The following is a 22,482-nucleotide window of genomic DNA, read 5'->3' on the forward strand; positions in this document are numbered from 1 at the left end:
TCTAGTCCTCCATTGCTTCCTGCAATTTACGGATTGCCAGCTGAGCTGCCTGCTGTTCCGCTTCTTTTTTGGATCGTCCGTTTCCGACGCCCAATTCTTTATCGGCCAAAGTGACGCGTGTCACAAATATGCGGCTGTGTGCCGGTCCTTTTTCATCGATGATCTCATAGCTCAATGTCCCTGAATTTTTCTGCTGCACGATTTCCTGCAGTTGGCTCTTATAATCCATCACATGCGAAAAAGCACCGATTTCCACTTTCGGGAACAGAATCACTTCCAGGAATGAAACGACCGGTTCAAGCCCCTGATCCAGATACAATGCCCCGATGAATGATTCGAAGACATCAGCAAGAAGTGCGGGACGTGTTCTGCCGCCAGTCAGTTCTTCGCCTTTGCCGAGCAAAATATATTTGCCGAAATTCAATTCATTCGCAAACAGGACAAGAGACGGTTCACAGACAATGGATGCCCGGAGTTTCGTCAATTCACCTTCGCTCATATCGGGATACTTCATGTAAAGATAATGGGACACCGATAATTCCAGGACGGCATCGCCTAAAAACTCGAGCCGTTCGTTATCCGTGAATTTTTTTCTTCGATGCTCATTCACATAAGATGAATGAGTGAAAGCTTGATAAAGCAGTGCAGGATTACGGAAGTTGACATCCAGCTCTTTTTGCAGCTGGTCAAAAGCATTTTTTACACTTTCCTTCAGCACTCCCGGCTTTTGTTGGTTGAGGTTTTTTTTCATTGCCATTTTTATCTGCCTTCCTATGTTGTTCTTCCGTCAATTTTACCTTTTTTCCAGCTTTAACGCAAAAATAGAATTGACGCACAACCGCTTAAGCTGCAAGCGATTGTGCGTCAAGGTCATTTCATCTTAATAAGAATTAAGCTTGTTTTTTCTCAATGTAAGAAACTGCGTCTCCTACTGTAGACATGCCTTCTGCATCTTCATCAGAAATCTCCATGTCGAATTCGTCTTCAAGTTCCATAACCAATTCAACTACATCCAATGAATCCGCACCAAGGTCTCCTGTGAATGAAGCTTCAAGTTTCACTTCGTTCTCTTCTACACCTAGACGATCCACGATTACTTTAGTTACTCTTTCCAATACTGTTGCCAATGTCGTCACCTCCCCTCAATGCAGTATACAGAATTACAAATTACATGACCATCCCGCCGTCAAGGTGCAATGTCTGCCCCGTCATATAGGACGCTTCATCAGAAGCCAGGAATAACGCGGCTTTCGCCACTTCTTCGGGTTTTCCGAAACGGCCAAGCGGTATTTGGGACATCATGGATTGCTGAATCTCTTCATTCAATCCATCCGTCATCTCCGTGGTAATGAATCCTGGAGCCACAGCGTTTGCGGTAATACCCCGGCTCGCCAATTCCCGCGCTGTTGTCTTAGTAAGACCGATGACACCAGCTTTGGAAGCGACATAATTCGCCTGTCCGGCATTGCCCATGACTCCGACAATCGAAGCGATATTGACGATCCGGCCCGAGCGCTGCTTCATCATCTGGCGTGTGACGGCTTTCGTGCAAATAAAAACACCTTTTAAATTGGTATTGATCACGTCGTCCCATTCATCGTCCTTCATGCGCATCATCAGGTTGTCACGTGTAATTCCTGCGTTGTTCACAAGGATATCGACTGTCCCGAAATGAGAGATCGTTTCATCGACCATGGCTTTGACTGTATCTGCATCTGCCACATTCGCTTTTACCGCAATGGCTTTTCCGCCATTTTCTTCTATCGCTTCTACGACTGCTTCCGCTTTTTGCTGGCTGCCGCTGTAATTGACTACGACATTCGCACCCGCTGCTGCGAACCGCTTCGCGATTTCAGCCCCGATGCCTCTCGAAGCACCAGTGATGATGGCTGTCTTACCATTTAAGTCGCTCATTTTTTCAGCTCCTCTATCACTTTTTCGCATGATTCAACGTCATTGACCGGCAATACAGTCACCGAACGGTCAATTTTCTTAACCAATCCGCTAAGCACTTTTCCTGGGCCAATTTCGACAAAAACTGTAACACCCAATTCGATCATTTTACGAACCGATTGCTCCCATAAAACCGGAGAGTACAATTGGCGGACTAAAAGATCCTGGATTTGCGCAGCGTTTGTTTCCGTTTCCCCCGTGACATTGGCTACAACCGGAACATTGGCATTCATCAGAAATGCCTTGCTCAGAACTTCCGATAAATCCTGTGACGCGGGACGCATCAATTCAGAATGGAACGGGCCGCTGACATCAAGAGGAATCGCCCTTTTCGCACCATTTTCCTTAGCCAGCCTGCAAGCTTCTTCAACTCCAGCTTTTGTTCCTGAAATGACGATTTGACCCGGACTGTTCAAATTGGCCAATTGGACAACGCCAACTGAATCAGTAGCCTGATTCGTCACTTCTTCCAGTTCTTTCGCATCCATACCAAGGATGGCCGCCATCGTTCCCTCGCCTGCCGGTACCGCTTCGTTCATGAAAAGTCCGCGTTTGTGGACGATTTCCACTGCGTTCTCAAATTTCATGACACCCGAAGCTACTAAAGCGCTGTATTCCCCAAGACTGTGGCCTGCTGTATAGGACGGCACAATCCCTTCGCGCGCCAAACGTTCCGTAATCATCGCGCTGACCGTCAGCAAAGCTGGCTGCGCATTGTATGTAAGGGTCAATTCTTCTGATGGGCCTTCGAGCATCAAAGTGGATAATTTCATGCCAAGGGCTTTATCCGCTTCGTCAAAAAAGTTCCGGCTTCTTTCATCGCTTAAAAAGGTTTCGCCCATCCCGACTGTCTGGGAACCTTGTCCCGGGTAGATAAATGCTATTTTTGTCATTCCGACTGCTCCTTTTTCACCGTGTTGTAAATTGTTCCGGTCACATCAAACTCGATCATCGTGCGGGTTTGGCGAATGGCATTGAAGAAAGCGGTGCTGTTTGAAGAACCGTGTGCTTTAATCACAGGCGCTTTGAGGCCGAACAGCCCAGCTCCGCCGTACTCACTATAATCCAGCATGCCTTTCAAACCGCGCATATCGTCTTTAACAAGTGCAGCAGCCAATTTTGTTTTCATTGATGACATGAAAACATCTTTGATCATCGCGAACACATTCATCGCTGTGCCTTCAATCGTTTTCAGCACCATATTTCCGGTAAAGCCATCCGTTACAACAACATCAGCCACCCCATTAAGTAGATCACGGGATTCCACATTGCCGACGAAATTGATCGGTGCTTCCTTCAATAAAGGAAAGGCGGCTTTCGTCAAGTCGTTCCCTTTCTTCTCTTCTGTTCCGATATTCAGCAAGCCCACCGTAGGATTCTCGATGCCGCGTACTTTTTCGGCATAGATGCTGCCCATGATGGCGTATTGCACCAGATGCTCCGGACGCGCTTCAGCATTCGCTCCCATATCCAACATAACGAAACCTTTGCCGTCAATGGTCGGTAATGTCGGCGCCAATGCTGGCCGGTCGACACCATCGATGCGTCCGACGATAAACAGCCCAGCCGACATCAATCCACCCGTATTGCCGGCTGACACACAAGCATCCGCTGTGCCATCTTTGACAGCCTGTGCCATGCGCACCATCGAAGCGTCTTTCTTTCTTCTGACAGAACGAACCGGATCGTCTTCCGCTTCAATCATCTCTTCACAATGGAAAACCGTTAAGCGATCATGGTCTTTCAGGAATTCCTGCATTTTTTCCTGGTGTCCAAACAACTGAATCTCCAGATCCTTAAATTCATCAAGCGCCTTGTAGACCCCTGCGATTATTTCTTTCGGGGCGTTATCTCCGCCCATTCCATCAACTGCTATCTTCATCCAACTTCACCTTCACTTTGTTCCGTCATTCGATACATTTCAAATGTACCAATAAAAACTGTCACTTGGTCAACCGTTGAGACCACTTTTACAAAAGCACGGTTCTTTTCAGGCTGCCTGTCGATGACAGTCGCTTTTGCCACGATCCGCTGTCCGGCTTTCACCGGCCGCAGAAACTGCAATTCGGATTTTACGGTCAATGCCAGCTCTTCATTCATAATCGCTACAGCCAGTGAATTGGCCTGCGCAAAAAGGTGATGGCCTCTGGCAATTTGGTTGCGCTGAAAAACATGTTCCTGCTTGACGTCAAAAATCGAAATCGCTTTTTCATCCAATTCAATATCAATGATCTCTCCGATCACTTCATCGATCGGCAGGGATTTCACTTCATCTTCAAAAGTCTTGACGGCCACATGCTTGATCCGCTCACGCAGTTCAGGTATCGACAATTCCATCCGGTCGAGTCGGATCGTCTGGACGCTGACATTAAACTCAGCCGACAATTCCTCATCTGTCACGAACGGATTATCATTTATCGATTCCTTTAAAGCAGTTTGCCGTTCTCTTTTTGTTCTTTTCACATTGTCACCGCCCGCTATTAGCACTTGGTACTAATATCAGTATATTGGCTATAAAAAAAGAATGCAAGGGCTAATGACAAGCCCTGCATCCTTAATCCAGCCGTGCCATCGACAAAGCGCCCGATTCCTCGAGCATCCTGCGCAGACATGCCGTTTCACCACTCGTCCAAAATTCATCACTGTTCACAAGGCTTTCAGCATCTTTCCTTGCCGTCTCCAATGCTCTGTAGTCATGGATCAGATCAGCCATTTTGAATTCAGGCAAGCCACTTTGTTTCCGCCCGAAGAAATCTCCCGGCCCCCGGAGTTTCAAATCTTTCTCTGCCAGCACGAAACCATCGTTCGTTTCGGTCATTGACGTCATTCGTTCCTTGCCGATTTCCGTTTTCGGATCGGCCAGCAGCACACAATAGGATTGCTCGCTGCCCCGTCCGACACGTCCCCGCAATTGATGCAGCTGGGATAAGCCGAAACGTTCGGCGTCATAGATCAGCATGAAGGATGCGTTCGGTACATTGACCCCAACTTCGACCACTGTGGTTGAAACCAGAACCGCGATTTCCCCTTCCGTGAACGATCGCATCGTTTCTTCCTTTTCATCTGAATGCAGACGTCCATGCATCAGACCGACAGTATATTTGCCATGGAAATAACTCGATAACTGGCTGTATAGTTCAACTGCATTCTGGAAATCAAGTTTATCCGATTCTTCAATCAGCGGACAGATGACATAAGCCTGTCTGCCAGCGGCAAGTTCCTTTTCCATCCGGCCAACGATTTTACCGAACATATCCTTCTTCATCCAGAACGTCTGAATCTCTTTTCGGCCGACCGGCATCTCATCGATGACAGAAACATCCATCTCACCAAAAGCCGAAATGGCCAACGTACGGGGAATAGGCGTCGCTGTCATAAACAGGACGTCCGGATTATAGCCTTTATCTTTAAGCACCCGCCGCTGGTCAACACCGAAGCGGTGCTGCTCATCTGTTATGACGAGCCCCAGTTTCCTGAACTGCACATCCGGCTGGATGAGCGCGTGGGTTCCGATCAGGATATCGATTTGACCCGCTGCCAATTGATCGAGTATCAGTTGCCGTTTCTTGCCTTTGACTGATCCGGTCAGCAAAGCGATTGTTACAGGAAACGGTTCAAACCATTCCGCCAGTGTATTGGCGTGCTGTTCCGCCAGTATTTCAGTCGGCGCCATCAACGCCCCCTGCAATCCGGCAGTCACAGTGGCATATAAGGAAATAGCTGCCACGACAGTCTTCCCAGAGCCTACATCCCCTTGCAGCAGACGGTTCATACGGAACGGCTCTTTCATATCCTTCGATATTTCGTTGACGACCCGTTTTTGGGCCTCGGTCAATTCATAAGGCAGCGATTGCACAAAATTACGGACTTTATCGACATCATAATCAATAAACGATCCGCCTTCCTCTTCCCGGTTCTTTTTGCGCAACGCCTGCATTTTTAATTGGAACATCAGCAGCTCCTCGTATACAAAACGGCGGCGGGCCTGTTTCAATGATTCACCGTCAGGCGGAAAATGAACCCATTCGAGCGCTTCTGAAAAAGGCGCCAATTTGTATTCCGCCAAAAATTTCGATGGGATGCATTCCTCGAGATCGTCTTTTGCCAAATCGAGGGCCTGCCGCATCAATTTCCGGAAAGTTTTCTGATGCATTGAACCTTTCAGGCTGTAGACAGGTTCAAAATCGGCGCCGTCTGTACGCGGTCCAAGCGAGTGGTTGGACACGGTGATGATCTGGCGGCCGCGGTCCCATTTCCCGGTCAATGTCACGATTTCACCGATATGCAATTTCGTTTTGACGTAATGCTGGTTGAAAAACACGGCTTTGATCAGATGGCGGCCCACCATCACCTGTACTGTTGTCCTCGATTTATTTTTTCCTAAAAAAAGGACGGAAGGCTCGCTTTCGACCCTTCCCTCCACGGTTACTCGTTCATTATGCGGTGTATCCACCAGATCCTTCAGCTGAAAATCTTCATGGCGGTACGGAAATGTCATGATCAGATCACGGATCGTTTCAATGTTCATTTCCTTCAACGTTTCAGCTCCCTGTTTGCCTACGCCCTTCAGGACGGCGACAGAATCCTTACTTGCCACTGCCGACTACCGATCCGCCGAAAATTTTCGATTCCAGCCATTTTCCGGTAGGTGTAGCCGCGAGTCCGCCTTTCGCGGTTTCCTTCAACGCACTCGGCATCGACTGGCCGATTTCAAACATCGCACCGATGACTTCATCGCATGGAATGCGGCTGGTTACGCCGGCCAAAGCCATGTCTGCAGCTACAACAGCATTGGATGCGCCCATGGCGTTCCGTTTGACACACGGAACTTCCACTAAACCGGCAACCGGATCACAAACTAGGCCCAGCATATTTTTCATCGTGATGGCAAATGCTTCTGAACTTTGCTGTGCTGTGCCGCCGGCCATTTCCACTATCGCCGCTGACGCCATCGCTGCCGCTGAACCGACTTCCGCCTGGCATCCGCCTGCCGCTCCGGAAATCGAAGCGTTGTTCGCAACGACAAATCCGAATGCGCCCGAAGTGAATAAATAACGGATCATCTGTTCACGGGTCGGGTTCAATTGGTTCTTAACCGCAAATAAGGTACCCGGCACTACGCCCGCAGAACCTGCAGTCGGTGTCGCGCAGATGGTGCCCATCGCTGCATTCACTTCATTCGTCGCTACCGCTTTGCTGACTGCGTCGAGCATCAGCGGGCCTGACAGCGTATTGCCTTTTTCAATGTATGCCTGCAGGAGCACAGCGTCTCCGCCTGTAAGGCCTGAAACGGAATGTACGCCTTTCAGCCCTTTTTCGACCGCTTCTTCCATCACAGTCAGATTGCGTTCCATCTGCACCATGATATCTTCACGGGAACGCTGTGTAATCAGCATTTCCTGTTCAATCATGATTTCTGAAATCAATTTATTTTCATTTTCTGCACGTTCAACCAATTCTTTAACGTTACGGAATAAAACATCCATTCTCCGTTCCTCCTGTTCAGTCAGCGATCCTTGTCACTTGCGTAATATTCGGCAGCTGCCGTAATTCATCCATTATAAAAAGGTCCACGGTCTGGTCGACTTCGATGACCATCAATGCCATTTCGCCTTTTTGGCGTCGTGACACTTCCATATGGCCGATATTGATATCGTATTTATAAAGGCAGTTGGAAACGTTTGCAATACAGCCCGAGCGGTCATCATGGACCACAAGGATTGCCGGGTGATTTCCGGAAAGCCGTAACGGAAAGCCATTAAGCTCAGTGATTTCAATCTTTCCTCCGCCGATCGAGATGCCGACCATCGACATTTCGGAACGGCTGTCCCCGATCACGATCCTTGCTGTATTCGGGTGGTCAGTGTGGCCGGTTTCCGGGATGAACTCAAAATCCATGCCCGCTTCTTTCGCTTCTTCAAAAGAAGTTTTAATGCGTTCATCGTCTGTATCATAATCCAGAAGGCCGCCTACGATGGCGACATCTGTGCTGTGTCCTTTATATGTTTCGGCGAAAGAGCCGTAGAGATGGATCTTTGCCCATTCCGGCTGGCGCCCGAACAAATCCCTGGCCACTCGGCCGATGCGGGCAGCTCCCGCAGTATGCGAAGAAGATGGCCCGATCATGACCGGACCGATTATATCAAAAACAGATTTGAACTTCATGGCTCAAACCCCTTTCTCTCAATTTGCGTATAGTTCCAGTTTACACGATTTAACAGCTTTAGACAAAGATAATAAAGCATATGTTCTTATAGCGATAAGGCATAGGAGGAACTTCCTCCATAAAAATAGCCGATGGAGAAAAAGGCTTCACCTTTTCTCCATCGGCCAGTATGTGCTGATCTTTTATTCAACTGAAATAATATAAGGATACAGCGGCTGTTTACCGTTATGGATTTCAACTTCCACTTCATCATTCAACGATTCGATGAATTCACCCAGCTTTTCAGCGTCAGCTTCCGTAATGTCTTCGCCGTAAAGAATCGTCACGATTTCAGAATCAGCGTCGATCAGTTTCTTGGCCAATTCTTCAGTCACACTTTGCAGGCTCTTGTCGGATACCACGATTTTGCCTTCCGAGATGCCCATGAAGTCATCTTTTTTAATGGTGATGCCGTCAATCGATGTGTCACGGACAGCGAATGTCACCGATCCCGATTTCACATGCTTTGAAGCACCCGCCATTGTTTCGCGGTTCTCTTCGACCGACGCCGATGGATTGAATGCCAATAAAGCGGCCATTCCTTGGGGAACGTCTTTTGTCGGCACAACTGCGGCTTCGATTTCCAGAATTTCAGCCGCCTGTTCAGCAGCCATGATGATGTTTTTATTGTTCGGCAAAATCAATACGCGTTCAGCCGAAACCGAACGGATTGCGTTAACGATATCTTCTGTCGATGGGTTCATCGTCTGACCGCCTTCGATGACATAAGACGCACCGATGCTGCGCAATAATTCCGCAACGCCTTCGCCCATCGCTACAGTCACAACTGCATATGGATGAACAGCTTCTTGTTTTTTACCTTCTTTTTTGAAATCTTCTCCGACAATATCGATATGCTGCTGGCGCATATTTTCGATTTTCATACTGATCAGGCTTCCGTAATCCTGGCCATATGTAAGGACCTTACCTGGTTCTTCCGAGTGGATATGGATTTTCGCGACTTCATCGTCAGCGATGACAAGAAGTGAATCGCCATAAGCACTAAGATCGGTACGGAATTCTGCTTCATTGAATTCTTTTTTGCCGTCTTCGAATTTAACCATGAATTCTGTGCAATAACCGAATTCAATATCCGCAGTATCCATGAAACCGGCTATGTTCTTGTGATGCTCTGCACTGACAAGATCATTCATGGAATCATTGACGTGCTTCTCAGGCAGTTCTTCGCCTTTCAAAGATGCCAAAAACCCTTCATATACATAGACAAGCCCTTGGCCGCCACTGTCGACCACGCCCACTTCTTTCAAAACCGGCAACAGGTCCGGCGTCCGTTCAAGTGAAGCTTTGGCTTCTGTAACGATGCCTTCAAAAAGGACGATGATATCCGATTCATCTTTTGCCAGTTCCATTCCTTTAGCCGCTGAATCTTTGGCAACCGTCAGGATGGTCCCTTCAACCGGTTTCATCACCGCTTTATAGGCAGTTTCAACCCCATGCTGAAAAGCCTCAGCCAATTGCTTTGCCGATAACTCACTTTCGTTCGCAATCGATTTGCTGAAGCCTCTGAACAATTGGGACAGGATAACGCCAGAATTTCCGCGCGCTCCCATCAATAGGCCTTTTGACAAAGCGGAAGCCGTTTTGCCGATGTGCTCCTGCACATTCGCTTCCGTCTCTTTTGCCCCTGATGTCATGGATAAGTTCATGTTCGTTCCCGTATCGCCGTCAGGCACCGGAAAAACGTTTAATGCATCTACATAATCCGCGTTCTGGAACAAATGATGGGAACCCATCTGCACCATTTCCGCGAATTTAACTCCGTTTAATGACTTCATAACCGCTTCTTCCTCCTCCTACGGGTTCGTAACACGAACTCCTTGAACATAAATATTTACAGCCTTTACAGGCATACCGAGCGTTTTGGTAATCGTGTATTTCACTTTTGACTGAACCTGGTATGCGACTTCCGAGATTTTCGTGCCATAGCTGATGATCACGTACATATCGATGTTAAGATCAGAGCCTTCCTGGCGCACAATGACACCTTTGGCAAAATTCTCTTTTCTCAGGATATCAGTAAGGCCGTCGCGTATTTGATGTTTTGTTGCCATTCCGACAATGCCGTAACATTCGATTGCCGCTCCGCCAGCGATTTGAGCAATCACATCATTGGAAATATCGATTTGACCATAGTCATTTTTTATTTCAATCGACATTAAGAATTCCTCCTTGAGTCCTATTTCACTCTTTTCATTCTACAACAAACCCCTATATAAGAAAAGCGGACGTTTTCAGGTGTAAAGGTTTTTTTCTTTAAAGGGTGTCAAAATTAGTTGCAAACGCCAAATGTCTATGGTAAATTATTAAAGTATGTGAAATGAAAAACGAACTGAAATTCTATCATAATTTTCAGCTTCACTTGTGAGGAGGTACTTACATGGCTAAAGTATGTGCAGTAAGCGGACGTAAAGCTCGCGCCGGAAATGCTCGTTCACACGCAATGAATTCGACAAAACGTACATGGGGAGCAAACCTTCAAAAAGTTCGCATCCTTGTTGACGGCAAACCGAAGCGTGTTTGGGTTTCTGCAAGAGCATTGAAATCAGGAAAAGTTGAGCGCGTTTAATCGTTCTCATGATTAATGCCAGGTCTGACAAATGTCAGCCTGGCATTTTTTCGTGGGGATTTTTCTTTCTATATAAGTTGAACTAAATATTCTCTATAAGTTAGGAGTAATTCCAAACGCTATATTCCGCAAAACAGCTCCGCGTTCCTGGGGGCTCGCGAAAACCCGTGCTCCTGCATCGCTTCGCCCGAGTGGATCTCATCACTTCGCCGGGTCGCCTGGGAGTCTCCGCTGTTTTGCTCCATATCTATAGAGATTTCTCTGGCGCCGAAGCATCATATAAACCTGATACTTAAATTCAACCTGTACATTAACTTCTATTCATCCGCACTCTCAATCATGATGCAGTTTCCTTCTATAAAAGAGACAACTCCTGCATGTTCGAGTTCGTTGCTGATGAAACGCGTGGATCCGAAGGGAATCGTTTCGTCCGCTACTTCGTATTTAAAACCTGTCAGGCTGAAGCCTTTAATTTCTTCGGCGAACGGATAGAAGGAAATATAGCGGTAACGGCTGTTCCGCAGGATTTCATGGCTGCCCGCTTCCAAGAAACGGATGCGGTTCTGTTTATTGATCAGGAAAAATTGAGTTCCAGGGTACTTCAGGTGGAAGCCGTATATGGCATGCAATGCACTCATATAATGATCCAGACGGCCGCCTGTCACGCCTGTGACGATCACAATTTCAGGGTCATAGGCCATCGCTTCTGCCAGCGCCATTTCGGTATCGGTTTCATCTTTGTCCGGAGAAGCAGGCTGCAGATCCGGAAAAACCCTTTTGATCCGCGCGAATTGCTCTGGTGATACAGAGTCGAAATCCCCTACGGCTGATGACGGCACAATCCCCTTATCCATCAGCGCAATTGTTCCGGCGTCCACTCCGATAAATGTATCTTCCGGCCATATTGAAAAGTCCGGCAATTCGCTTGCCGGACCTCCTGCTATGATGATGACCTTCACGAGATCGCCTCTTGACCAGCCTTTTTGATGCTTTGCAAGGCTTTCGTACGATCTTCTTTTCCATATATAGCCGATCCTGCCACAAAAACATTAGCTCCTGCTCTGGCACAATCGACAATTGTTTCCTCATTGATGCCGCCATCAATTTCGATGTCGATTTCAAGGCCTTTTTCTTTGATGATCTTAGACAGCTGTTCGACTTTCGGCAGAACCGACGCGATAAACTTCTGTCCTCCAAAACCAGGATTGACCGTCATGAACAGCACTAGATCGATATCTTCCAAAATGGGCAGAATCGCTTCTACCGGTGTATGCGGATTTAAAACAACTCCAGGTTTCACGCCAAATGAGCGGATCAATTGGATGGTTCTGTGCAGATGGGGGCTCGCTTCTACATGTACAGTGATGTAATCAGCTCCCGCTTTTGCAAAATCTTCTATATACCGATCTGCGTTTTCAATCATCAAATGGACATCGAACGGCAGCTTTGTCAACGGCCGCACTGCGCCCATGACGGCTGCGCCGAAGGAAATATTCGGTACAAAATGGCCATCCATCACATCGATGTGAATCCAGTCCGCTCCAGCTTTTTCAACTTCCAACACTTCTTCGCCCAGCTTCGAAAAGTCTGCGGCCAATATGGACGGTGCAATTTTAATCATTGGAATACCTCGGCTTTCTTGTCATGATTTCTTCCAGGAATTTCAAGTAATGTTTATAGCGGTATTCAGGAATTTCTCCGGTATCCACCGCTTTCTTGATAGCGCATTTGGGTTCATTGAGATGCAGGCATTCCCTGAATTTACAGGCGTTGGATCTTTCTGCCATTTCAGGGAAGCAGCCCGACAGTTCCTCTTTCTCAATTGTATCAAAATCAAAGGAGCTGAATCCGGGCGTGTCCGCCAGCAGACCACTGTTGACTTCGATCAATTCAACATGCCGGGTCGTGTGTTTCCCCCGGTTCAATGCTTTCGAAATGTCATCGGTCTTCAATTCCAGCGAGGGCAGGATCGTATTCAGCATCGTTGACTTGCCGACACCAGATTGACCCGCCAGCACGCTGGTCCTGTTTTCAAGTACGGGCATGAGCCGTTGCTGAAGTTCAGGGTCATCGATGAAAGTCGGAATGACTTCGTAGCCGATTTTTTCATAATCCGCAATATAATCCATGATTGCCGATCTTTCTTCATCATTCACCAGATCCATCTTGGTCAGGCAAATGACCGGTTGAATGTCATGGGATTCGATGGCAGTTAGAAACCGGTCCAGCAGAAGCGGATGAAAATCCGGTTGTTTTGCCGAAAAAACAAGAATTGCCTGGTCGATATTTGCTATTGGAGGACGGACAAGTTCATTCTTGCGGTCATACACATGGAGAATTGTCCCTTCCAAATCGTTGTCAGCTTTATAGTCCACAAAATCCCCCACCAATGGCGAGATCTGCCTGTTGCGGAATACACCGCGTCCACGGCACTGGATATAACGCTCACCGTCTTCGTCCAATACATAATAAAACCCGCTGAGCGCTTTTCTTATTTGACCTTTCGGCATACGTTCCCTCCTTCTTACTCCACATTATTGTATTCGATCGTTTCTTCATTGATGATTCTGCCGTCCCGTACAATTCGGTACACCGCCCGATTGCCTTCAGAAATCTCCAATTGGATGCGGCGTTCAGCGTCTTCGGTAATTGTAAATTCTTCTACGGGATCAGCCATTGTCCGTGTTTCATCCTGGATATAAATCTGAACCGTCTGCTCTACCGGCTCTTCGCCTTCTTCCGCTGGTGTTTCAGGTTCGTAAGGGATCCGGACTGTATGGATATAGGTTTTTTGCGGCAAAGGCGGCGGTCCGGATGACAGCACAACATCAATTGCGCCTCCCGCTTCCAGCTCGCTGCCAGACGCCGGAGTCTGAGAAAGCACCGTACCGGCTGCAGCCTCACTCGATGGTTCATCGCCCGTAATATTGATATGGAAGCCGGTTGACCGGGCATATTCACTGAGCGCCGCTTCATCATAACCTGACAAATCGTCAACCTGTCGCATATCTTTTCCTTTGCTTACGACAAATTCTATTTCCGTTTCACTTGGAATCATTTCGCTTCCTGCTTCGGGAGTCTGTTCAAGAATCGTTCCTGCAGGTTCATCAGAAAACTCTTCTACAGGCGTGACAGAAAGAAAATCACGCGCGTTGAGAAGTTCCATCGTCTGGTCGATGTTACGGCCGACATAATCCGCCATTTCAGCAGATTCTTTTCCGAGGCTCAAATACAATTGGATCTCCGATTCCACGCTTCGCATTTTACCGGCTTCCGGAATCGTACGAATCACTGCCCCTTCTTCGACTTCATCTGAGTAGCGTTCCTGTTCTTCACCGATCACAAAACCATATGATTCCAGTTCTTCAATCGCTTCGTCCCGCTCCATACCCGAAACATCCGGTACAGCTGCCTGCTTCGGACCGAAAAGATCCGGAAATGCCAGAGCGACAGACAAACCGGCTATGACAAGAAAAAGCAATATGCCAATAACCCATGGCAATTTCTTTTTCTTTTCTTTTTTTGGCGGTGTTTGTTTCTTATTTGCTTCCGAACCTTTTGTTTTGGCAGGGCCGTTCGTGATCGTTTCTTCCGCGTTGACATACGGCGACGAATCTTTGATGGCCGGCATCGCGCGTGTAGCGTCTTCATCTATCGGCACGGCAAACTTGGGTTCATGCAAGCGTTCGGGCAATAAAACAGTCGACAGATCCTCGTCCATCTCATCCGCTGACTGATATCGATGCTGCGCATTTTTTGCGGTAGCTTTCAAAACGACATTCTCAAGGCTTTGCGGAATCGTCGGTACGATTTCACGAAGTGACGGTGTTTCGGTCTGCAAATGCTTCAATGCAATCGAAACGGCCGATTCGCCTGAAAACGGCAATCGTCCTGTCAGCAATTCATACATGACAATTCCCAGGGAATAGATATCCGATTTTTTTGTGGCATTGCCGCCCCTCGCCTGTTCAGGTGAAAGATAATGGACGGTGCCCAGCACCGAATTGGTCTGCGTATATGAAGTTGCACTCAAAGCCATCGCAATACCGAAATCGGAAATTTTCACATTGCCTTCTTCATCCATAAGAATGTTTTGCGGTTTGATGTCACGATGGACAATTTGATTGTGATGGGCGTGTGCCAAAGCGGACGCCAATTGCTTCATAATCTTCACTGCGCGTTCCGGCGCAATCGGTGAATGTTCGATTATGTATTCTTTTAAAGTTTTTCCGGGTACATATTCCATGACCAGATACGGGATCGCTCCGTCTTCCCCGACATCAAAAATGTTGACGATATTCGGATGGGCCAGGCTTGTGGTCGACAAAGCCTCCCGCTGGAATCTTCTGCGAAGTTCTTCTTCATTCGAAAAATCGTAGCGCAGCATTTTGATGGCGATGTCCCGGTCCAAAATCATATCATGGGCAAGGTAGACATTCGACATGCCGCCTCCGCCGATCAATTCCTTTATCTTATAGCGGCCATTGATATTTCTGCCGATCAACATAATTACACCTCCCCAGCTTTCGAGGCAAGAAGAACAAACGAAATATTGTCTTCTCCACCCTTGTCATTGGCGAGATCAACGAGGTCTTTCCCTTTTTGCGATAAAACTGCAGAGGTACCGACAATATCCGCAATTTCTTCTTTCGAGACTTTATTGCTCAGTCCATCGGAACAGATCAGGAGATACGAAGAATCGCTGAGTTCCAGCTCGATCATCTCCCCTTCAATTCCTGATTCTGTGCCAAGCGCACGTACGATCCAATTCTTTTTCGGATGGTCTTCCGCTTCTTCTTCACTGATTTCCCCGTTATCGACCAGCACATTGACATAGGAATGATCCCGAGTGACCTGCTCAGCTTTGCCGTTGAACGTGTACACACGGCTGTCGCCGATATGGCAAATAACGCAAAAACGATCTTCTATCAAGGCGGCGATCAATGTCGTCCCCATCCCCTTGCATTCAGGATGGTCTCCAGCATAATTGAAGACTTCACTGTTGATGAAGCGGATTTTTTCATCAAGCCATCTTTTCTTGCTCGAAGTTGACACGAATTCCTCACTGTCAGCATCCATGAAGAGCTCGCTTAACGCTGCCACCGTCATTTCACTGGCGACATCACCGGCATTATGGCCACCCATTCCATCTGCCACCAGAGCCAGCATCAGCCCATCCGGCCGTTTGAGGACCGCTACACGATCTTCGTTAACTTCCCGCTTTTTTCCAGTATCACTTTCCATGACATATTGAAACAACAATTTCTACACCTCATCCCAAGTCAATTCGGTTTGCTGATCATTCCACAACAGCAGATTTACGGAAAGCGGCGATGAAAAATCCATCGCTTCCGAAATCCTGAGGAAATACCTGTACAAAGCCGGTATGTTTAATGCCGAGCGCTTCAGGCAATGAAACCTGGATTTTTTCCATATCCGGATGTTCCTTCAAAAACCTTTCAGCAGTGCCGCGGTTCTCCATATTATCAACAGTACACGTACTGTAAACCAATATGCCGTCCGGCTTCAGCAATTGTGCAGCCTGATCCAGCAACTCAATCTGGATTTCCTGCAATCTGCTGAAATCCTCTTCTTTTTTCGTATATTTAATATCCGGTTTCCGTTTGATCACTCCGAGGCCGCTGCAAGGCGCATCCACAAGGACGCGATCGAACTGTTCCTTGCCGAATCGCTCGACACTCTTCTTGCCGTCGCCGACATCCGTTTCAATTACGGTATGGCCCAGGCGATCGGCGGATTCCTTGATCAATTTCACTTTATGCGGGTGGAGGTCCATTGAATAGAGGATGCCTTCATTGTTCAGCTTTTCAGCGATGTGAGTCGATTTACCGCCAGGAGCGGCGCACATATCCAGCACTTTCATGCCCGGTTCCAGCTGCAGCGCGTAAGACGGCAGCATTGAACTCTCGTCCTGGATCGTGATGAAGCCTTTTTCAAAAGTGGCTGTTCTGGCCGGTTGTCCGCCAGTTACCACAAGACATTCCGGGATGATTTTACTCGGAACCGCTTCAAGCCCCTCGGATTCGAGCATTTCAATCGCTTCCTCCACTGTTGCGCGGACGGTATTCACTCGTACAGTCTGTGATGGGATTTTATTGTTTTCCAATGCCATTTCGCGCGTCTTTTCAAGACCGAACTGCTCAGCCCAGCGTTTGATCATCCAAGCCGGATGGCTCGTTTCAATCGAAATTTTCTCGATCGGATCGGCAATCGTGTTGAATGACCGGACACCGGAACGCTGCACGGACCGGAGAACACCATTTACTAAGGAAGCGACTCCTCCGTGACCGCGCCGTTTGGCGATTTCAACCGCTTCATGGACGACGGCATGGGAAGGGATGCGGTCGAGGTAAACGATCTGATACAACGACATCCGCAATAAGGTTTTAACCCATGGTTCAATTTTCCCTTTTAAGTACGGTTCCAGATAATAATCCAAAGTCATCTGATGCTGCAATGTGCCGTACGTGATTTCCGTCAGCAAACCGCGGTTTTTCGCAGAAATCCCGTAGCTTTCAATCGTCTGATGCAAAAGAAGGTTGCTGTAGGCCTGCTTATTTTCGACTGCCCAAAGGATGGAAAATGCAGCATCACGTACATTGCCGTGCAATTTTTTATTTTTCATTCAAATAAATCTCCTGCCTGAATTTTAGGTCCGGTCAAATAATCCTTGGCCGACATCCGTTTTTTGCCGGCTGGCTGCAATTCAGTAATTGCCAGAATTCCCTTGCCGGTCTGGACGTGGACAGCATCCTCTGTCAGCCTGACCACTTCGCCTGGATTTCCAGTTCCAGTGTCCTCGGCTATTTCCAACCACCAGATTTTCATATTGTCCTGCTTGAAACTTGTATAAGCAACCGGCCACGGATGAAGCCCGCGCACCTGGTTGTAGATTTCCTCAGCTGACCGGTTCCAGTCGATCCGTTCCTGCTCACGCGAAATATTGCGCGCAAATGTGACGAGCGATTCGTCCTGCGGAATGCGCTCGTTCGTTCCTTCTATAATAGAAGGCAAAGTCGCTTTCAATAATTCCGTTCCTGCTGCGCTGAGTTTTTCGAACATGCTGCCGGTATGGTCGTGCTTCTCAATCGGCACGGTTGTCTGTGAAATGATATCTCCCGCATCCAGCCGGTCCACCATATACATGATGGTGACGCCGGTTTTTTTCTGCCCATCGATGATCGCCTGGTGGATCGGAGCGCCTCCCCGGTATGCAGGCAATAAAGAAGCATGTACATTGATTGCACCCAGTTTCGGGGTTTCCAATATTTCAGTAGGCAAAATCTGTCCGAACGCAGCCGTTACCACCAAATCCGCTCCCAGATCCAGTACGGCTTGCAGTTCTTCAGGATTTTTCAGTTTTTGCGGCTGGTAAACAGGCAAGCCAAGACGCAGCGCTTCTTCTTTGACGGGCGTAGGTGTCAGCACTTTTTTACGTCCAACAGGGCGATCCGGCTGTGTCACAACAGAAATGACATCGTAGCCTTCTTCAACCAGCATGCGGAGAATCGGAACGGAAAAAGCCGGAGTCCCCATAAATACGATTCTGGTCAAATGGATTCCTCCTCTTCCTGCAAACGGATCATTTCATCCAATTCTTCCTGTGTCACATATTTCGTGATTTTGCTGGTGAATAAAACGCCGTCCAAATGATCCATTTCGTGAAGGATCGCACGGGCTTCATAGCCTTCCGCTTCAAGTTCATACCATGAACCATCCCGTTCCTGCGCTTTTATCTTGATATGGTCGTACCGTTCCACTTCCCCGAATACACCAGGGAAACTCAAACAGCCTTCAATATCAGTATCGGAACCTTCGTATAATACGAGTTCCGGGTTGATCATCTCGATCGGATCCTGACCTTCACGGAAATCGACGATGGCAGCCCGGACTGCAGTCCCCACTTGGGGAGCCGCAATTCCGACACCATCCGCTTCGATCATCGTTTCGTACATATCGTCCAGCAGAACGGACAGATTTTTGTCGAAAGTCGTTACAGGTTCACAAGATTTTTCAAGTACATCGCTGGGATGTTTTACGATAGGTCGTATAGCCATTTTCAGTTCCTCTTTTCTTTTACATCACCGAAGTCGGATTCATATCGATTGCCAATGTGGCCCCTTTTTTCAGCCAGTCGGAACGATAGATCTTGATCAATTGCTGCATCACTTCAGTCAGTTTCGGTTCTTTTTTGTATTTTATCAAACATTGATACCTATATCTATTGTTGACGCGGGCGATCAGCGAGGCAGAAGGGCCGATGATGACGGTTTGGTCCGACAATTGCTCCCGTAAATATTCAACCGTCTGACCGGCATATTCTGCCACTGTCATCAGGTCTTCATGTGTGAACTGGATATTCACCACATAATAATAAGGCGGATATCCGCTTGCCCGGCGCATCGCCATTTCCTGATCATAGAACGGTTCATATAATTGGTCTTTCGCTAAGGTGATTGCGTAATGCTCAGGCGTATAGGACTGGACAAAAACGGTTCCCGGCAATACGTCACGTCCTGCCCGACCGCTGACCTGGGTCAGTAATTGATACGTTTTTTCGGCTGCCCGGAAATCAGGCAGATGCAAAGTCGTATCAGCTGACAGCACGCCAACCAGGGTGATGTTCGGGAAATCCAGGCCTTTGGCAATCATCTGGGTGCCCAGCAGAATATCCGCTTTCCCTTCACCAAAGGAATTGAGGATCTTTTCATGAGCGCCTTTATTGCGGGTTGTATCTACATCCATCCGCAAAACCCTTGCTTCAGGCACGAGTTTCGCCAGCTCTTCTTCCACTTTCTGTGTGCCTGTACCAAAAAACCGGATATGCTCACTTTCACATTCCGGACAAGTATGCGGCACCCGTTCATCGTAGCCGCAATAATGACATTTCATCATTTCACTCGAACGATGATAGGTCAATGAGATATCACAATTCGGGCATTGCATGACCGTTCCGCAATCGCGGCAGAGAACGAACGAAGAATAGCCCCGTTTATTCAGGAATAAAACCGTCTGTTCCTTTTTCGCCAACCTGTCGCGGATCGCATCCGCCAATTGGACCGAGAACATCGACCGGTTGCCGGTTCTCAATTCTTCGCGCATATCGACGATGTGGACTGCCGGCAACGGTTGATTTCTTGCGCGTTTTTCCAGCACCAGCAGTTCGTACACACCTTTTTGCGCGCGTGCATAAGATTCCAGCGAAGGGGTCGCGCTGCCTAGAATCACCGGGCAGCTGTGATATTCACCGCGCCAAATAGCCAGGTCGCGTGCGTGATAGCGCGGCGAGTCATCCTGTTTATAACTGGATTCATGCTCTTCATCGAGAATGATCAGGCCCAGATTCTCAAATGGCGCAAAAATCGCTGATCTTGCACCAACGGCCACTTTCACTTCGCCGCGCTGGATTTTTCGCCATTCGTCGTATTTTTCACCAGCAGACAAGCCGCTGTGGAGAACGGCGACCATGTCGCCGAAACGTTCCTTGAAGCGCAAGGTCATTTGCGGTGTCAATGAAATCTCGGGCACCAGCATGATCGCTTCTTTCCCTTCCTTCAGCACCTGATCGATGGTCTGCAGATAAATTTCCGTCTTGCCGCTGCCGGTTATTCCGTGCAAAAGAAACGTTCTTGGCGAGTTCAACGATTTATCGATGGCATCAAAAGCCTTCTGCTGGGCTTCCGTAAGCACCAGGTTATCTTTTTTCTCGATTTCCGTCAGCATCTTCGGATCGCGGTATGTTTCGACATTCGATAAATCAGCCGCACCTTTTTCAGCCAGACTGTAGATGGTCGGCAGTGTAACGCCGGCTATTTTTTGAAGTTCGGAAGATTCAATGGAAAGTCCCGGGTTCTCTTTCATGAAATCCATCAGTTTCAGCTGCTGCTTCGCATTGCCGCGGATATCAATGGATTCAAGTTTTTCAACAGAATCCGTGATATGAATCATACGAACTTTTTTGACAGCCGTCTGCTGCTGGATATTGGTATCTGCAATGATAGTCCCTTTATCCAATTCTTTTTTGATCAAGCCGAATACATCTTCAGCATCCTGGCTGCGGATGAAAGGCTTGTTGCCGAAATAAGGATGAAGTCGCGAATCGACCGCTTCCAATCCACTTGCCAGCACGAAGCGTTTTTCGTATTTCGCCCGCAATGCGGCCGGCACCATGACCTGCAGTGCATCTATTTCAAAACAAACCGTCTGTTCTTTCATCCAAGCCGCCATTTTCAACAGCTCTGTATTCAGCACCGGAACGACATCCATCAACTCATGGACGGGCTTCATGCGGCCCGGATCGAAATCGGACTTTTCTTTAATATTGGTGATGAACCCCAGCACTTTTCTGTTTCCAAAAGGCACTTTCACCCGCATGCCCGGCTCTGCCAATGCTTCCAGCTTTTCAGGAATCAAATAGTCAAACGGCCGGTCAATCGGATGCGCAGCAACATCAACAATAATTTCAGCGATCATTTCGCATTTCCCTTTCAACAATCAGCTTCAGTAATTGGCGTGCCAATTCCTGTTTCGGAAGAAGTTCGAATGATTGTTCGAAATCCCCTTTTCCAAAAATCGTCACTTTATTGGTATCCGATTCGAATCCTGCCTGTGACTCGGTCACATCGTTGGCAATGATGTAATCGGCGTTTTTCCGATCCAGTTTGCTTTTCGCATAATGGCTTACATCATTCGTTTCGGCTGCAAATCCAATGAGGACCTGCCTGCCTTTTTGCGTCCCGAGATAATGGAGGATGTCCGCTGTCCGCTCGAGTTCCAGCGAAGCGTCACCTTCCTGTTTTTTCATCTTTTGTCCGTGCAGGGTCTTCGGCCGGTAATCGGCGACTGCAGCTGTTTTGATGACAAAATCCGAATCGGCATATTCCGCTTTTACCGCCTGCAGCATATCTTCCGCGCTTTCAACCATGATCCGTTTTACGCCTGACGGTGCCGGCAAAGACACCGGACCGCTGATCAGGATGGTTTCAGCTCCAAGTTCAGCTGCCGCCTGCGCCATGGCATATCCCATTTTGCCGCTCGAAAAGTTCGTCAAAAAGCGGACCGGATCAATGCGTTCACGGGTCGGCCCTGCTGTCACCACCACTTTTTTACCCTTCAACAGCATTTCGCGGCTGAAAAAACCATTCACCAGTTCTGTAATCTTTTCAGGTTCCTCGAGACGCCCTTTCCCGACATAACCGCAGGCGAGGAACCCTTCCGATGGTTCGATGAAACGGATGCCGTCGTCATGCAGCCGCTGGATATTCCGCTTAACTGCCGGATGGTCATACATATGGACATTCATCGCCGGTGCAATCCAGATGGGAGCCGTTGCCGCTAGCAATGTGGTCGTCACCATATCATCCCCGATGCCGTTTGCCAGTTTGCCGATGACATTGGCAGTCGCCGGAGCCACAATAACGAGATCTGCCCAATCTGCCAGATCAATATGGGCAATGACAGATGAATCCTTCTCATCGAACGTATCATAAAAGACATCGTTCCGGGACATGACCTGGAACGTCAGCGGCTGTACAAATTGGCGCGCCGATTCCGTCATGATGACTTTCACGTCCGCTCCCGCCTGAGATAATTTACTGACAAGCGCAACCGCTTTATAAACAGCGATTCCCCCGCTCACGCACAATAAAATCCTACGATTCGCCAACAACGCAAACACCCTTTCTAAACAACAAACTCCCAAAGAACAAATTTGCTC

22 protein-coding genes are annotated in these 22,482 nt (G+C 48.1%); 1 reads left to right on the top strand and 21 read right to left on the bottom strand.

Going from position 1 to position 22,482, the window contains the following annotated elements:
- Position 1: 1 nt before the first annotated feature.
- From rnc to D2910_RS03840, 11 genes are all read right to left on the bottom strand, one after another.
- On the bottom strand, positions 2 to 757 hold the full coding sequence (gene rnc / locus D2910_RS03790) for a ribonuclease III (protein WP_084245132.1): 756 nt from the start codon (positions 755 to 757) through the stop codon (positions 2 to 4).
- Between the two features lie 133 nt (positions 758 to 890).
- Entirely contained in the window at positions 891 to 1,127 is a 237-nt protein-coding gene (locus D2910_RS03795; protein ID WP_033543709.1) for an acyl carrier protein, read from the bottom strand.
- A 40-nt stretch (positions 1,128 to 1,167) separates the two neighbouring features.
- On the bottom strand, positions 1,168 to 1,914 hold the full coding sequence (gene fabG, locus D2910_RS03800) for a 3-oxoacyl-[acyl-carrier-protein] reductase (protein ID WP_117312435.1): 747 nt from the start codon (positions 1,912 to 1,914) through the stop codon (positions 1,168 to 1,170).
- Positions 1,911 to 2,846, bottom strand: coding sequence for an ACP S-malonyltransferase (gene fabD, locus D2910_RS03805; RefSeq protein WP_084245128.1), 936 nt, complete (start codon positions 2,844 to 2,846; stop codon positions 1,911 to 1,913). Before fabD ends, fabG begins: the two co-directional genes overlap by 4 nt.
- The gene (plsX, locus tag D2910_RS03810) at positions 2,843 to 3,835 is read right to left on the bottom strand and encodes a phosphate acyltransferase PlsX (protein ID WP_084245126.1); all 993 of its coding nucleotides are present in this window, start codon (positions 3,833 to 3,835) and stop codon (positions 2,843 to 2,845) included. The genes fabD and plsX overlap by 4 nt, the downstream gene beginning before the upstream one ends.
- On the bottom strand, positions 3,832 to 4,416 hold the full coding sequence (gene fapR / locus D2910_RS03815) for a transcription factor FapR (RefSeq protein WP_084245124.1): 585 nt from the start codon (positions 4,414 to 4,416) through the stop codon (positions 3,832 to 3,834). The genes plsX and fapR overlap by 4 nt, the downstream gene beginning before the upstream one ends.
- Positions 4,417 to 4,507: 91 nt before the next feature.
- Complete coding sequence (gene recG, locus D2910_RS03820) at positions 4,508 to 6,550, bottom strand: ATP-dependent DNA helicase RecG (protein ID WP_117312436.1); 2,043 nt, start codon at positions 6,548 to 6,550, stop codon at positions 4,508 to 4,510.
- Complete coding sequence (sdaAA, locus tag D2910_RS03825; protein WP_084245120.1) at positions 6,540 to 7,439, bottom strand: L-serine ammonia-lyase, iron-sulfur-dependent, subunit alpha; 900 nt, start codon at positions 7,437 to 7,439, stop codon at positions 6,540 to 6,542. Before sdaAA ends, recG begins: the two co-directional genes overlap by 11 nt.
- A 16-nt stretch (positions 7,440 to 7,455) precedes the next feature.
- Positions 7,456 to 8,118 (bottom strand): L-serine ammonia-lyase, iron-sulfur-dependent subunit beta, encoded by a 663-nt coding sequence (gene sdaAB / locus D2910_RS03830; protein WP_084245118.1) that lies wholly within the window; start codon positions 8,116 to 8,118, stop codon positions 7,456 to 7,458.
- Positions 8,119 to 8,301: 183 nt separating this feature from the next.
- A complete protein-coding gene (locus D2910_RS03835; protein WP_117312437.1) occupies positions 8,302 to 9,954 on the bottom strand; it encodes a DAK2 domain-containing protein in 1,653 nt (550 codons plus the stop codon).
- An 18-nt stretch (positions 9,955 to 9,972) separates the two neighbouring features.
- Complete coding sequence (locus D2910_RS03840) at positions 9,973 to 10,335, bottom strand: Asp23/Gls24 family envelope stress response protein (RefSeq protein WP_084245114.1); 363 nt, start codon at positions 10,333 to 10,335, stop codon at positions 9,973 to 9,975.
- Between the two features lie 221 nt (positions 10,336 to 10,556).
- On the opposite strand from D2910_RS03840, the gene rpmB reads away from it, so the two are divergent.
- Entirely contained in the window at positions 10,557 to 10,745 is a 189-nt protein-coding gene (gene rpmB, locus D2910_RS03845; RefSeq protein WP_084245112.1) for a 50S ribosomal protein L28, read from the top strand.
- Between the two features lie 317 nt (positions 10,746 to 11,062).
- Here the strand turns inward: rpmB and D2910_RS03850 are convergent, their stop codons facing one another.
- Genes D2910_RS03850 through coaBC form a run of 10 tightly spaced genes read right to left on the bottom strand, consistent with a single transcriptional unit; the run spans position 11,063 to position 22,434 of the window.
- Positions 11,063 to 11,704 carry a thiamine diphosphokinase gene (locus D2910_RS03850; protein WP_117312438.1) on the bottom strand — a complete coding sequence of 214 codons (642 nt, stop codon included), beginning with the start codon at positions 11,702 to 11,704 and terminating at the stop codon, positions 11,063 to 11,065.
- Positions 11,701 to 12,366, bottom strand: coding sequence for a ribulose-phosphate 3-epimerase (rpe, locus tag D2910_RS03855; protein WP_084245108.1), 666 nt, complete (start codon positions 12,364 to 12,366; stop codon positions 11,701 to 11,703). The genes D2910_RS03850 and rpe overlap by 4 nt, the downstream gene beginning before the upstream one ends.
- Entirely contained in the window at positions 12,359 to 13,255 is an 897-nt protein-coding gene (gene rsgA, locus D2910_RS03860) for a ribosome small subunit-dependent GTPase A (RefSeq protein WP_084245106.1), read from the bottom strand. The genes rpe and rsgA overlap by 8 nt, the downstream gene beginning before the upstream one ends.
- 14 nt (positions 13,256 to 13,269) lie before the next feature.
- Positions 13,270 to 15,252 (bottom strand): Stk1 family PASTA domain-containing Ser/Thr kinase, encoded by a 1,983-nt coding sequence (gene pknB / locus D2910_RS03865; protein WP_117312439.1) that lies wholly within the window; start codon positions 15,250 to 15,252, stop codon positions 13,270 to 13,272.
- A 2-nt stretch (positions 15,253 to 15,254) separates the two neighbouring features.
- Positions 15,255 to 16,004 (bottom strand): Stp1/IreP family PP2C-type Ser/Thr phosphatase, encoded by a 750-nt coding sequence (locus D2910_RS03870; RefSeq protein WP_233208635.1) that lies wholly within the window; start codon positions 16,002 to 16,004, stop codon positions 15,255 to 15,257.
- A gap of 40 nt (positions 16,005 to 16,044) precedes the next feature.
- The gene (rsmB, locus tag D2910_RS03875; protein WP_084245102.1) at positions 16,045 to 17,391 is read right to left on the bottom strand and encodes a 16S rRNA (cytosine(967)-C(5))-methyltransferase RsmB; all 1,347 of its coding nucleotides are present in this window, start codon (positions 17,389 to 17,391) and stop codon (positions 16,045 to 16,047) included.
- Entirely contained in the window at positions 17,388 to 18,320 is a 933-nt protein-coding gene (gene fmt, locus D2910_RS03880) for a methionyl-tRNA formyltransferase (protein WP_117312440.1), read from the bottom strand. Before fmt ends, rsmB begins: the two co-directional genes overlap by 4 nt.
- On the bottom strand, positions 18,317 to 18,823 hold the full coding sequence (gene def / locus D2910_RS03885) for a peptide deformylase (RefSeq protein WP_117312441.1): 507 nt from the start codon (positions 18,821 to 18,823) through the stop codon (positions 18,317 to 18,319). The genes fmt and def overlap by 4 nt, the downstream gene beginning before the upstream one ends.
- Positions 18,824 to 18,842: 19 nt before the next feature.
- A complete protein-coding gene (priA, locus tag D2910_RS03890) occupies positions 18,843 to 21,239 on the bottom strand; it encodes a primosomal protein N' (protein WP_117312442.1) in 2,397 nt (798 codons plus the stop codon).
- Complete coding sequence (gene coaBC, locus D2910_RS03895) at positions 21,229 to 22,434, bottom strand: bifunctional phosphopantothenoylcysteine decarboxylase/phosphopantothenate--cysteine ligase CoaBC (protein WP_117312443.1); 1,206 nt, start codon at positions 22,432 to 22,434, stop codon at positions 21,229 to 21,231. The genes priA and coaBC overlap by 11 nt, the downstream gene beginning before the upstream one ends.
- Positions 22,435 to 22,482 lie beyond the last annotated feature (48 nt).

The organism is Planomicrobium okeanokoites, from assembly GCF_003428875.1.
Lineage (GTDB): Bacteria > Bacillota > Bacilli > Bacillales_A > Planococcaceae > Planococcus > Planococcus okeanokoites.